13 protein-coding genes are annotated in these 13,171 nt (G+C 37.9%); 12 read left to right on the forward strand and 1 reads right to left on the reverse strand.

Annotated elements, in window-relative coordinates; translation table 11 throughout:
- Position 1: 1 nt before the first annotated feature.
- Complete coding sequence (gene ettA / locus R8G33_03585) at positions 2-1,675, reverse strand: energy-dependent translational throttle protein EttA (GenBank protein MDW3094735.1); 1,674 nt, start codon at positions 1,673-1,675, stop codon at positions 2-4.
- A gap of 221 nt (positions 1,676-1,896) precedes the next feature.
- Between ettA and glyA the strand changes: the two genes are divergently transcribed.
- From glyA to R8G33_03645, 12 genes are all read left to right on the forward strand, one after another.
- Positions 1,897-3,153 carry a serine hydroxymethyltransferase gene (gene glyA / locus R8G33_03590; GenBank protein ID MDW3094736.1) on the forward strand — a complete coding sequence of 419 codons (1,257 nt, stop codon included), beginning with the start codon at positions 1,897-1,899 and terminating at the stop codon, positions 3,151-3,153.
- A gap of 35 nt (positions 3,154-3,188) precedes the next feature.
- A complete protein-coding gene (gene nrdR / locus R8G33_03595; protein MDW3094737.1) occupies positions 3,189-3,689 on the forward strand; it encodes a transcriptional regulator NrdR in 501 nt (166 codons plus the stop codon).
- Between the two features lie 8 nt (positions 3,690-3,697).
- Positions 3,698-4,810 (forward strand): bifunctional diaminohydroxyphosphoribosylaminopyrimidine deaminase/5-amino-6-(5-phosphoribosylamino)uracil reductase RibD, encoded by a 1,113-nt coding sequence (ribD, locus tag R8G33_03600; protein MDW3094738.1) that lies wholly within the window; start codon positions 3,698-3,700, stop codon positions 4,808-4,810.
- Between the two features lie 9 nt (positions 4,811-4,819).
- Positions 4,820-5,392, forward strand: coding sequence for an MFS transporter (locus tag R8G33_03605; protein MDW3094739.1), 573 nt, complete (start codon positions 4,820-4,822; stop codon positions 5,390-5,392).
- A gap of 4 nt (positions 5,393-5,396) precedes the next feature.
- The gene (locus tag R8G33_03610) at positions 5,397-5,990 is read left to right on the forward strand and encodes a riboflavin synthase (GenBank protein ID MDW3094740.1); all 594 of its coding nucleotides are present in this window, start codon (positions 5,397-5,399) and stop codon (positions 5,988-5,990) included.
- A 10-nt stretch (positions 5,991-6,000) separates the two neighbouring features.
- Positions 6,001-7,164 carry a 3,4-dihydroxy-2-butanone-4-phosphate synthase gene (gene ribB, locus R8G33_03615; protein ID MDW3094741.1) on the forward strand — a complete coding sequence of 388 codons (1,164 nt, stop codon included), beginning with the start codon at positions 6,001-6,003 and terminating at the stop codon, positions 7,162-7,164.
- A gap of 6 nt (positions 7,165-7,170) precedes the next feature.
- Positions 7,171-7,656 carry a 6,7-dimethyl-8-ribityllumazine synthase gene (gene ribH / locus R8G33_03620; protein MDW3094742.1) on the forward strand — a complete coding sequence of 162 codons (486 nt, stop codon included), beginning with the start codon at positions 7,171-7,173 and terminating at the stop codon, positions 7,654-7,656.
- Entirely contained in the window at positions 7,653-8,105 is a 453-nt protein-coding gene (gene nusB / locus R8G33_03625; GenBank protein ID MDW3094743.1) for a transcription antitermination factor NusB, read from the forward strand. Before ribH ends, nusB begins: the two co-directional genes overlap by 4 nt.
- Positions 8,102-9,043, forward strand: a complete 942-nt coding sequence (thiL, locus tag R8G33_03630) for a thiamine-phosphate kinase (GenBank protein ID MDW3094744.1) — start codon at positions 8,102-8,104, stop codon at positions 9,041-9,043. Before nusB ends, thiL begins: the two co-directional genes overlap by 4 nt.
- Before the next feature lie 3 nt (positions 9,044-9,046).
- Positions 9,047-9,529, forward strand: coding sequence for a phosphatidylglycerophosphatase A (locus R8G33_03635; protein ID MDW3094745.1), 483 nt, complete (start codon positions 9,047-9,049; stop codon positions 9,527-9,529).
- Positions 9,530-9,654: 125 nt separating this feature from the next.
- Positions 9,655-12,063, forward strand: coding sequence for a HEAT repeat domain-containing protein (locus tag R8G33_03640; GenBank protein ID MDW3094746.1), 2,409 nt, complete (start codon positions 9,655-9,657; stop codon positions 12,061-12,063).
- A gap of 25 nt (positions 12,064-12,088) precedes the next feature.
- Positions 12,089-13,168: a PilT/PilU family type 4a pilus ATPase gene (locus R8G33_03645; protein ID MDW3094747.1), complete on the forward strand. Its 1,080-nt coding sequence runs from the start codon at positions 12,089-12,091 to the stop codon at positions 13,166-13,168.
- Positions 13,169-13,171 lie beyond the last annotated feature (3 nt).

Here is a 13,171-nt window from a genome sequence, read left to right on the forward strand (position 1 = left end):
ACTATGCATCAAGTCTTTTATATTTGACTCGCTTGGGCTGGCTTGCTTCTTCGCCCAGTCTTTTCTTTCTGTCTTCCTCGTATTCTGAAAAGTTACCTTCAAACCAATACACATTTCCTTCATCTTCAAAGGCAAGTATATGGGTGGCAATACGATCTAAAAACCAGCGATCATGAGAAATAACAATTGCGCTACCAGGAAAGTTTAGTAACCCTTCTTCGAGTGCGCGTAAAGTTTCTACATCTAGATCATTAGTTGGTTCATCCAGCAGCAACACATTTCCACCTTTACGAAGTAATTTAGCAAGTTGCAATCTGTTGCGTTCACCGCCAGATAATTCTTTAACTAATTTTTGTTGGCCGCTACCTTTGAAGTTAAAGCGTCCCACATAACTCCTAGAAGGCATGCTGTAATTGCCGACTGTAATGTTATCCAAGCCATCTGATATTTCTTGCCACACTGTGTTATCGCCCTGTAAATCATCTCGTAATTGATCGACATAGGATAATTTTACTGACTCACCAACTTTCAAATTACCATCGTCTGCTTTTTCTTGTCCGACAATCATCTTAAATAAAGTAGTTTTACCAACACCATTACCTCCTATCACACCAACGATGGCGCCACGAGGAATATTGAAGGAAACATTGTCAAATAACACCCGGTCATCGAAGCGCTTAGTAATACCATTTGCTTCAATAATTTGATCGCCCAATCGGTCACCTACCGGAATAAAAATCTCATTGGTTTCTGCACGTTTTTGATAATCTTGTGAATTTAGCTCCTCGAATCGTTTCAAGCGTGCTTTACTTTTTGCTTGGCGTGCTTTGGGGTTACTGCGTACCCACTCAAGTTCAGCTGAGATAGTTTTCATGCGTGCTTGCTGTTGTTTTTCTTCTTGTTTTAAACGCGTTTCTTTTTGGTCTAACCAACTGGAATAATTTCCTTCCCAAGGAATTCCATGGCCTCTGTCTAATTCAAGGATCCAACCAGCAACATTATCTAAAAAGTAACGGTCATGAGTAACAGCAATTACCGTACCTTGGTATTCTTTTAGGAATTGTTCTAACCATGAGACTGAATCTGCATCTAGGTGGTTAGTTGGTTCATCGAGAATGAGCATATCTGGGTTAGAAAGAAGTAGTTGGCATAAAGCAACACGTCTGCGTTCACCTCCAGAAAGCTTGTCGATGGTGGCTTCCCATGGAGGAAGGCGAAGAGCATCGGCAGCAACTTCTAATTTTCGATCTAAATTCCAACCATCGGCTGCTTCGATCTGATCTTGGAGTTCTGCTTGTTTTTCAAGTAGGGCAGTCATCTCATCATCAGACATAGGCTCAGCAAACTTCATGCTGACTTCATTGAACGCATCTAATGCTTGTTTAAGAGGTGAGATTCCAAGCTCTACATTCCCACGGACGTCTAAGGATTTATCTAACTCAGGTTCTTGCTGAAGATAACCAATGTTTAGATTGGCTTGTGGTCGTGCTTCACCAATATATTCTTTATCTACACCAGCCATAATGCGCAATAGGGTCGACTTTCCCGCACCGTTATAGCCAAGTACGCCAATTTTTGCGCCTGGGAAAAAGTTTAGAGAAATGTCTTTGAGAATTTCAGTTTTTGGCGGGACAACTTTACCAACGCCACTCATTGAAAACACATATTGGGCCATAAATTACTCTATTGTTAGGTCGATTTTTGAACGGCTTTCACCGCCTCAGAGGCCGGTTATGATTCCAAAATTTGCAGGCGCCGTCTAGCAAAGCAATATTCAGTAAGAACCCTCACATTTAAGTCAGCTATATAGGCCAGTAGGGTTAGTTCATCCACAATATTTTGGGGTATAATCGCCCGATTATGGATTTTGACTATATTTAAGACAGGAGTATTTACATGTTTTCAGCCGATATGGGAATCAGTAGTTTCGACACGGAATTATCAGATGCAATCAAAAGTGAAATGCAGCGTCAGGAAGAGCATATTGAGTTAATTGCCTCGGAAAACTACGCAAGCCCAAGAGTAATGGAAGCACAGGGAACTGTGTTAACAAATAAATATGCAGAAGGTTATCCTGCCAAGCGTTACTACGGTGGATGTGAGCACGTTGATACTGTTGAACAGTTAGCAATTGATCGCCTTAAGAAGCTTTACAATGCAGACTACGCAAACGTACAGCCCCATTCTGGTTCACAAGCAAATGCAGCTGTATTTTTGGCACTCTTAGAGCCTAATGACACTGTCTTAGGCATGTCTTTAGCGCATGGTGGTCACTTAACCCATGGATCACACGTTAACTTCTCAGGAAAGCAATTCAACGCAGTTCAATATGGCTTGAACCCTGATACTGGTGAAGTGGATTATGATGAAGTTGAAAAATTAGCTAAAGAACATAAACCAAAAATGATAATTGCAGGTTTCTCAGCATATTCACGTGTCATGGATTGGCAACGTTTTCGTGATATTGCGGATAGTGTCGGCGCGTACTTCTTGGTTGATATGGCTCACGTTTCTGGCTTAGTGGCTACTGGCTTATATCCTAATCCTGTGCCAATTGCTGATGTCGTAACATCAACAACCCACAAGACATTACGTGGACCACGTGGCGGAATTATTATTGCTCGCGCTAACGATGAGATTACTAAGAAATTAAACTCTGCAGTATTTCCAGGAATGCAAGGCGGCCCATTAATGCATGTGATTGCAGCAAAAGCTGTTGCTTTCAAAGAAGCGTTAGAACCTGAGTTTAAAGCATACCAACAACAAGTAGTTAAAAATGCACAAGCCATGGCATCACAATTCCAAAGTCGCGGATATGATATCGTCTCTGGTGGAACAGATGATCACTTAATGTTGGTTGATCTAATTAAGAAAGGCATTACTGGCAAAGCAGCAGACGCCGCTTTAGGTAACGCTAACATCACAGTAAACAAAAACACTGTGCCTAACGACCCTCAATCACCATTTGTAACTAGTGGGATTCGTGTTGGTTCTCCAGCCATTACTACACGCGGTTTCAAAGAAGCAGAATGTACTGAGTTGGTAAATTGGATGTGTGATGTGATGGATGATCTTGAGAACGAGGAAGTAGGTAACCGTGTTAGACAGCAAGTACTTGAGCTGTGTAACCGATTCCCAGTTTACGGTTCTTAGATCTATGTCTAATACTATTATTTTAGAGAAAGACAATGCGCTGTCCATTTTGTGGTGCTAACGATACTAGAGTAATAGATTCCCGCTTAGCGGGAGACGGTAGTCAAGTCCGTCGTCGCAGAGAGTGTGCAAAATGCAAAGAACGCTACACTACCTTTGAGACGGCGGAATTAGATTTGCCAAGAATAGTAAAGCGTGATGGTCGCCGAGAAGCATTTACTACAGACAAGCTTCGTTCTGGCATCATTCACGCCATTGAGAAAAGACCTGTCTCTACTGATCAAGTAGAAAAAATTATCGATCATATACGTCGACTCTGTCTTGCTTATGGCGATAGAGAAATCCCTGCTAATCAACTAGGTGAGTGGGTGATGCATGAACTAAGAAATGTTGACCAAGTTGCCTACGTTCGCTTCGCTTCGGTATATCGCTCATTTACTGATGTTCAAGAATTCCGAGAAATTATTGAACACGTCGAAAATGATCTTTCGCCGGAAATGCGAAAAAGTCAGCTATCTTTAATTTCTGATAGTTAGTTATCGGCATGAGCAATCATCGCGATGTCGAGTGCATGTCGCTTGCACTACGTCTTGCTAAACGTGGTTTATATACAACCCGACCAAATCCTAATGTTGGTTGTGTTATTTCTGATAAATATGGTCATGTTGTTGGTACTGGTTATCACTCTAGAGCAGGTCAACCTCACGCGGAAATACATGCCCTAAAACAAGCAGGTGATAAAGCTACTGGTGGCACTGCTTACGTGACGCTTGAACCATGTTGTCATCAAGGTAAAACCGGTCCATGTACACAAGCATTAATCGATGCTGAGATAGCGAGAGTGGTGATAGCTATACAAGATCCCAATCCACTAGTTGCAGGCAAGGGTGTTCAGCACTTACAACATCATGGAATTCATGTTACTGAAAATTTACTGAGTTATCAGGCTGAGGTGATAAATCGTGGATTCATAAAACGAATGTCTCGAGGGTTGCCTTGGGTAATGCTTAAAATGGCAACTAGTATCGATGGCCGTACCTCTTTAAATAATGGTCAATCCAAATGGATCACATCAGAACACGCTCGCTATGATGTGCAAAAATTACGTGCAAAATATGATGCGATTTTAACAGGAATTGGCACTGTAATTGCCGATGACCCTTCACTCAATGTGCGTCTTAGTAGCGATGAATTAAATATTGATGGTGATGTGATTCAACCATATCGAATTGTTATTGATCCTGATTTAAAAATATCACTAAATGCGAAATTATTGCAGCAAAAAGGAAAGACACTGCTATTCACTAAAGAACACTTAGATAATAGTAAATTTAGTATGATTGAAGGTTGTGAAATAATTCATCTACCTTATAAGAATGGAAAATTCAATTTAAAAATGTTACTGGAAAAGCTATCGGCTTATGAAATTAATAGTGTAATGATAGAAGCTGGTCCAATATTATCTGGTGAATTAATTAATTCAAAATTGGTAGACGAATTGGTACATTATGTTTCTCCAAAACTAATGGGTAACACTTCTAAAGGAATGTTAGATATTGATGAAATTAAAAAAATGGATAACTGCATATCTCTAGAATATTCTGATATTAGAAAAATTGGGGATGATTTACGTATTACCTCACTAATAAATTATTGAAAAAATAATATGTCAACAATTGTCGCTGTAGAAAAAAACGGAAAAATCTGTATTGCTGCTGATACTCTTACAACTTTTGGTGATGTACGTCAAAGCAATGAATATGACTTAACTAGCGAAAAAATATTACACCATGAGGATAGCTATGTTGGGATTGTAGGTAGTGCGGCGCATCATTTAGTTATTAAGCATATTTTTGAAAAAGAGAGTGCTTTAATAAATATGCAATCATCGATTGATATATATAAAACATTTCTAGATCTTCATCCGATCTTGAAAGAAAAATATTTTTTAAATCCAAAAGATGACGATGATGATGCCTATGAGTCATCTAGAATTGATGCATTAATTGTTAATAAAAAAGGCATCTTTGGTGTATATGCGTTACGTGAAGTTTTTCAGTATAAGAATTTTTGGGCTATTGGTGCCGGTGCAGAAGTTGCTTTAGGAGCGCTTTATGCAATGTATAAAATTGAGCAAGACGCTGAGAAAATCGCAACTTGTGCAATTGAGGCTAGTGCTGAGTTTCATACGAGCACAGCATTACCTTTAACTAAATATTGTATTGAGTTGAAAGGCTAGCATTATGTTTACAGGGATTATTCAGGCAACTGGCTATGTAGCAGATATAAAGGTTAATGATGGTTCATATATCTTGTCAATTAATGCGCCGGATAGCTTTCTTGATAAGGTGAATGTTGGCGATAGTATTTGTGTAAACGGCGTTTGTCTAACTGTTACATCACTAGACAGTAGTTTATTTGCAACTGATGTTTCTATTGAAACAATTCGATGCACTTCATTTAAGCAGTTAGAAAAAAATAGTAAAGTTAATATGGAGCTAGCACTGACTCTAACTGATCACTTGGGTGGACATCTTGTTACAGGGCATGTGGATGGCATAGGGTTAGTAAAACATATTGAGAAAGAAAGTAATTCAACATGCATTAGAGTGACTGCACCTAAAGAAATTGCAAAGTATATTGCTAAAAAAGGTTCGATCTGCATAGATGGGGTTAGTCTTACTATTAATTGTGTAGATGGTGATGATTTCACCGTCAATATTATCCCGCACACACTAGAGAATACCGTTATAATTGACTACCAGAAAAATACAGTGGTCAATTTAGAGATTGATCTTATCGCTCGTTATATTGAGCGATTGAACACCTATATTTAATTCTTGACATATGAAATTTAATTCAACTGAAGAAATTATTGAAGATATTGCTGCCGGTAAAATGGTTGTTATCGTCGATGATGAAGAACGTGAAAACGAAGGTGATTTATTGATGGCTGCCTCTATGGTAAGGCCAGAAGATATTAACTTCATGGCCAAATATGGACGTGGATTAATTTGTCTCACACTTACTAAAGAACGCTGCAAGCAATTAAATCTTCCTTTAATGGTTGATGTTACTGAAACAGATCATACAACTAATTTTACAATTTCTATTGAAGCCAGAGAAGGTGTTACCACTGGCATTTCAGCATATGATCGAGCACATACAATACGTACTGCGGTAGCACCTAATGCTGATAGCAACAGCATTACTCAACCAGGTCATATTTTTCCTCTAATGGCACAAGCAGGCGGAGTGCTAACTCGTGCAGGTCATACTGAAGCTGGGTGTGATTACGCTAGACTTGCTCAGTTAGAACCTGCTTCAGTGATCGTTGAAATTATGGATGAAGATGGGAGTATGGCACGACGACCACAGTTAGAAGATTTTGCAAAAGAACATAATCTGAAAATTGGCACAATTGAGGATTTAATACGTTATAGAGTTGTCAACGAACGAACAGTTTTTCGTCAATCAGAGCAAACTTTTTCAACTGAATGTGGCTTGTTTCAATTACTAACCTACGCAGATTCAATTAATAAAGAAGTCCATTTTGCATTAGTAAAAGGCGAGATTAATCCTGATGAAGCAATATTAACGCGGGTGCATATTGAAAATACCTTATGCGATACTTTATTTGGTAATGGTTTAGGTTGTGGTTGGCCAATACGTGATGCTATGAATAGAATTGCTAACGAAGGTACGGGTATTGTGGTGGTATTGCGTATAGCAAATGATAGTGATTCTTTACGTAGTCAACTTAAAAATATGGATTACTACAGCAAACATAATTTAAATGAAAATAATTCTCACCGTATGGATTTGCTTAATAAAGAAAAATTCATAGATGATTCACCAAGTCCTCCTATGAATCGTTGGACTTTAGGTGTAGGTGGTCAGATACTTCACGATTTGGGTGTAAAAAAAATGCGCCTATTAAGTGCACCGCAAGTATTTCATGGTCTAGGTGGATTCGAGTTGGAAATTGTGGAATATATTGATGGAAAATAATTATTAATGAAGTCACAAATAAATGAAGTAGGGGATCTTTCTCCGGGTAATGCTCAAATTGCTATTGTTGCAGCAAGATTTAATAGCAATATAGTTAATAATTTATTAGAAGGTGCTACTGACACTTTAGTAAAGCATGGTATTAGAAAAAGTAATATCAAAGTTGTTTATGTGCCAGGCGCATTTGAAATACCATTGGCAGCGATGCATTTAGTCGATTCAGAACAAGAATATAATGCCATAATTACACTGGGCTGTGTCATTCAAGGTGATACACCACATTTTGACTTTGTAGCTGGTGAATGCGCGCGAGGTGTGATGGATGTAAGTTTAAGTACCGGAATTCCTGTTATCTTTGGTGTACTCACTACTAATACGCTTGAGCAAGCACAACTACGTTCACAAGCAAGTGGCGAAAATAAAGGTGTTGACTGTGCATTATGCGCATTAGAGATGTGTAATGTTATTAATAGTATTCGAGAACAATCTTGAATCAAACAGGTGACAGAGCTTTATTTCATAAGCGGCAGTGTTCAAGAAGACTAGCTTTGCAAGCTATGTATCAATGGCATCTAACTGATGAAAAACCTGATGTATTAGTGAATCAGTACCAAGAAGATGAATATTGGCCGAAATCTGATCATGAATATTTCTCAGAATTAGTTATTGGAAGCATCAAGCAAGCTGATATTATTGATGAAAATATTAATAATGCCTCAGAATACAATGTGGAAAATATTGATCCAATAGAACTAGCTGCATTGCGTATTGCTACTTATGAATTAATTAATTGCATCCAAATACCTGAAAAAGTTATCACATCTGAAGCAATAAGATTATGTAAGAAATTTGGATCTGATGAAGGGTTTAAATTAGTTAACGTAGTTCTAGATAAGCTAATGAAGAAATTTGATCGTAAGTTAATGCTGCAACAAAGTTGAACGAAAAGCATCTCATACAGAAATATTTCTCAAGAAAACTCGATGATGAATCAATCATCGAAGGAATAGGAGATGATGCAGCAATTGTATCGACTAATAGTGACTGCGAACTAGTCATCACAACAGATACGATGTCAGAAGGAAATCATTTCTCTAAGCAAGCGCCTGCTTTTGCTGTTGGTTATAAATTAATGGCATCTAATTTAAGTGATGCAGCGGCGATGGGTGCGACTCCACGTTGGGCTACCTTAAACATAACTCTGGATAAACTAAATGAGTCTTGGTTGGAACAATTTTCTAACGGACTACATGAGTGTGCTGAAGCACATAATGTCATGCTAATTGGTGGTGATACCACAAAAGGTAGTTGCTTAAATGCCTCTATTCAGTTAATTGCAGAAGTGCCTATAGGCAAAGCGATGCTAAGAAGCGGGGCACATGGCGGTGATAAAATTTATGTCACAGGTGTCATTGGCAATGCTTTTAATGCTTTAGAGTTTCTGCAAGAAAATGATTTTAACCATAGAAAATTATCTGATACACAATTCTCGGCATTATATATGCCTGAATCTCGAATAGATCTAGCTCTTGAACTACGTGAAATTGCTAATGCAGCAATTGACATATCAGATGGTTTGTTACATGAATTGGAACTAATGTGTTCAGCCAGTCATACAGGTGCAATATTATATGTAGATGATATACCGATTAACGATGACATTGATTTTTCAAAAGCAATAATTGGTGGAGAAGATTACGAATTATTATTTTCCGCACCTGCGGAGTTTGCTGAAGAGATAAATAATTTATCAAAAAAACATAACTGTTTGATAAGTTGTATTGGCGAAATGACAAACAATACGATAATTGAGTTATATCATGGTAGTAAGGTAATTCCTTATCCAAAATATACTGGCTATGACCACTTCGCACCGTAAATAATGAGCCATACTCCAAGCTGGAAAACGATACTCTGCAATCCTGTTCATTTTATTGCTTTTGGATTTGGTAGTGGATTAGCGCCCAAAGCACCAGGTACCTTTGGCACCTTAATCGCCATTCCTATTTACTTTTTATTACAACCACTAAGCATTGCAAATTATGTCATTGTCCTAGTTATATTAACTTTATTAAGTATTTATATCGCAGGTAAATCTGCACAATTATTGGGCATTCACGACCATGGCGGCATAGTCATAGATGAAATATGTGGTTTTCTTGTCACAATGATACTAGCACCTGAAGGCTGGGAATGGGTTGCTGCTGGATTTGTTCTATTTCGGCTCTTTGATATTGTTAAACCATGGCCAATTAATTATCTGGATAAGCGCGTCACAGGTGGTATAGGCATCGTATTAGATGACCTAATGGCGGGAATATATGCCTTATTGTCGCTTGAGCTGATTGTCTGGCTAGTAAACTAATATTCAAAGTCAACTCTTTGCTATAAGATATGCCTTAACGTTATGTTTTTTCATGAATTTTAGTGAACTTTTAACGACAAAGATGTTTATATTTCTGGAACAAAAATTATAAATTTATTGAACACATGGGTTTATTAAGTGGCTTACTCTCGGATGGATCGATTGCGCAGATATCGCAATGTAGTTCTTTGGCCGAGCCAAACGCACAAAAAGCGATAGCTAAGCTTAAAAAAAGTCCTAAATCTTCTATCCCAAGACTTGCTGAGGCATTACAGTCAACAAATAAATTAGCGAATAGTCATATTATTGAAGTGTTAACTGATTTAGCTAATCCATCAACACTTGACTATTACATTCCTTTATTGGGCAATGATGTAGAAATAATTCGACAAGGAGTTTCAGAGGCATTAAGCAATGCTGAGAATATTGATCCCAATCCTCTAGTATCTAAGCTAGCAGACCCTAATCTTTCTAAAACTGCAATCATGAATATTTTAACTGCGCATAAAGAAAAATTAAAAGCAGTTAATTTAATTAAATTTGTATTTAATGTTGATCATAGTGAGCAAGTTGCTTTGTTTAAGATCATTGATAATGTTGCAACAGACACAGTTGTTACTGAAATTATAAATAGAATCGATACCAAAGAGGCCTTTATACGAAGTAACTTTGCCAAAATTCTTCGCAAGTTTGATCGTCCTCAAGTCCATCAAGCACTAGAGAAACTATTAGAAGACGATAATAAGAGCGTTAGGCTCGCAGCATTAGATGGTTTATCCCATATGAAGGGTGAGATAAGCATTGATCGTTTGACAAAACTTATCGATGATACTGACTATGCAGTCCAAAATAAGGCAGTTGAAACAATAGTTACTATTCAACACCCTGAAACTGTCGCTCATTTAGTTGAACACCTCAAAAGTGAGTCAGAATATACAAGGCGTGCAGCTGTTGAAGTGCTTAATGAAATAGCTAGCCCAACCTCTGTCAAAGACTTATTCCGTATTCTTAAAGATGAAGATTGGTGGGTGAGGTCAAGAGCTGCTGATGCACTCGGGAAAATTGGTGGTCCCAAAGTCGTTAAAGCAGTAATGATACTTCTGAAAGACAAAGATGAATTTGTGCGTAGAGCTGCCATTGAGATAATCAATGCCACAGAAGATGAAAGTACATACGATGCTTTGGTTGATGCGCTAAATGATTCTGACTGGTGGGTGCGTGAACGCGCGGTTGATGGATTAGCTAATCTCGGTAATCGTCAAGCTGTTCCAATGCTGATTAAATTGTTGCAGAAAAATGAAAGTAATGAAAATGATAAAAATATCGAGTCAATGGCAATTATTTTGCTACAAGCATTAGGTAAATTAGAGGCAAAATCTTCTGTCCCTTATGTAATTAAGCAATTATGGGCTAAGCAAGAAAATATTGTTAAGGAAACATTAGCCTGTTTAGAACGTCTTGCAGATGATATGAGTGTAGATGAAATCGTATCATCTATAAGTCATGCATTAGAAAATCGTGATGAAGAGTTAAGAGAATTGGGTGGTTGTTCAATCGACAGAATTTTAGATAACCAGAATAAGCAACGCACTGATATAAGAGCAACCTTATCTCGCGCTAGCGATAGATCAGATTCAGAAAAAACAATGCCTGGAACAATTATTCGAGGCAAAGCAGAATTACAATCAAAATCTGTTGATCCAACTAAATTACAACCCGATGATATTCTTGCTGGTCGTTACAAATTCATTCGTCAGGTAGGCAAAGGGGCATTTGGTGCAGTTTTCCTCATGGAAGACTTGATGATTAATGAGGATGTCATTCTTAAGTTCTTAAATGCACAGTTTGTATCCGACGAGAGTGTTATTAAACGTTTCATCTATGAATTGCGTTTTGCTCGTAAAGTTACTCATCAAAATGTTATACGAATATATGACTTGATTACATTCGGAGAATCTCATGCCATTTCAATGGAGTACTTTGAAAGTCACACATTGAGTGCTGAATTGAAAGAGCGTAAGCCATTGACCAATGAACGTGCAATCAAGATCACAAGTGATATCTGTAATGGCATGGAGAGTGCACATAGTGCAAATGTTATCCATCGTGACTTAAAACCCAATAATGTCATGATCAATGAAGATGACATCCTCAAAATCGTAGATTTTGGTATTGCTGCAGCTAGTCAGAGCTCTGATACTAAGTTGACCAAAACTGGGTTACTAGTTGGGACACCAACTTACATGTCACCTGAACAAGTATTAGGCAAAGAGATAGATGAAAAAACTGATATCTATAGCTTGGGTACAATGATGTATGAGATGTTAACAGGGAGAGCACCATATAGCGGTAAAGATAGTATGTCGATTATGTATCAGCATGTACAAGGAGAAGCCAAACCGCCTATCGAAAAAAATGATCAAGTCCCGATAGAACTGAGCAATCTTGTTATGGATTGTATGAAGGTTAAACCTGAAGAACGTATACAATCTATGACAGAATTATCAGAGAGACTAAAACAATTTACCCAGTAAATCTTACAAGTGAAGATTATTAGTTATGGCGCGTATTGATGCTTTTTTAAAACTAGGTCGAGAACAGGGTGTATCTGACATACATTTCGCTGTAGGCGTGCCACCTATGTTTAGAATGCATGGTGATTTACTACCAATTAAGTTTCGCGATCTGGGTGATACTGAATTAGAAACTTATTTATTTGAAATACTAACTAAGAATCAAATTCAGAGATTTAAAAGTGGATTAGACCTCGATTTTTCTTATATGTCTGAAGGAGTAGGTAGATTTCGAGTGAATCTATTTCGCAAGCTATCAGGCATAGGCGCTGTTCTTAGACATATTCCAACCGAAATACCTACCTTTGATTCATTGAACTTGCCGCGAGTGATTAAATCATTTGCTGAATTTCGACAAGGCATGGTCTTGGTCACTGGTGCAACCGGAACAGGCAAATCAACCACACTAGCATCACTGATTCATCACATTAATTCTACTCGTCAAGAAAATATAATTACACTTGAAGATCCAATTGAATTTATTCATCCGTCACGCAAATCACAAGTAATACAAAGAGAAGTCGGCACCCATCTAAATAGTTTCTCTGATGGATTAAGAGCTGCTTTACGCGAAGATCCAGACATTGTGCTTGTAGGTGAGATGCGTGACTCTGAAACTATTAGTATGGCAATGTTAGCTGCAGAAACCGGACACTTAGTATTTGGAACACTTCATACAACTTCTGCGACTAAAACAATTGATAGAATTATGGATGCGCTACCCGCTGACCAACGCGAACAAGGAAAAATTTTCTTATCCCAGCACTTGCATGCTGTTGTTACACAAGACTTGGTGCGCTCGGGAGATGGAAAATCAAGAAAAGCTATTGTTGAAGTGATGATAATGAACAACGCTATATCTAATTTAATAATTTCAGATAAAACATTCCAAATACCAAATCAGATTCAAACCGGTAGTAATATTGGCATGCAATTAAAAGATCAAGCATTGTTAGATGCAGTACAAGCAAAAGAAGTAGATCCTGATCATGCGTATCTTTATGCCAATGACAAAAAGATTTTCCAAAAGTATGTCACTGATACTAGCTTAATCACTTCTCAATAGTTT

The organism is Gammaproteobacteria bacterium (assembly GCA_033344735.1).
GTDB lineage: Bacteria > Pseudomonadota > Gammaproteobacteria > UBA4575 > UBA4575 > UBA1858.

Bases quoted from the DNA above. Each gene is read 5' to 3' on its own strand.
- R8G33_03645 (MDW3094747.1), top strand. From the start codon at position 12,089: ATGGCGCGTATTGATGCTTTTTTAAAACTAGGTCGAGAACAGGGTGTA.
- R8G33_03635 (MDW3094745.1), top strand. From the start codon at position 9,047: ATGAGCCATACTCCAAGCTGGAAAACGATACTCTGCAATCCTGTTCAT.
- ettA (MDW3094735.1), bottom strand. From the start codon at position 1,675: ATGGCCCAATATGTGTTTTCAATGAGTGGCGTTGGTAAAGTTGTCCCG.
- glyA (MDW3094736.1), top strand. From the start codon at position 1,897: ATGTTTTCAGCCGATATGGGAATCAGTAGTTTCGACACGGAATTATCA.
- R8G33_03610 (MDW3094740.1), top strand. From the start codon at position 5,397: ATGTTTACAGGGATTATTCAGGCAACTGGCTATGTAGCAGATATAAAG.
- ribD (MDW3094738.1), top strand. From the start codon at position 3,698: ATGAGCAATCATCGCGATGTCGAGTGCATGTCGCTTGCACTACGTCTT.
- ribH (MDW3094742.1), top strand. From the start codon at position 7,171: ATGAAGTCACAAATAAATGAAGTAGGGGATCTTTCTCCGGGTAATGCT.
- ribB (MDW3094741.1), top strand. From the start codon at position 6,001: ATGAAATTTAATTCAACTGAAGAAATTATTGAAGATATTGCTGCCGGT.
- R8G33_03605 (MDW3094739.1), top strand. From the start codon at position 4,820: ATGTCAACAATTGTCGCTGTAGAAAAAAACGGAAAAATCTGTATTGCT.
- nrdR (MDW3094737.1), top strand. From the start codon at position 3,189: ATGCGCTGTCCATTTTGTGGTGCTAACGATACTAGAGTAATAGATTCC.
- R8G33_03640 (MDW3094746.1), top strand. From the start codon at position 9,655: ATGGGTTTATTAAGTGGCTTACTCTCGGATGGATCGATTGCGCAGATA.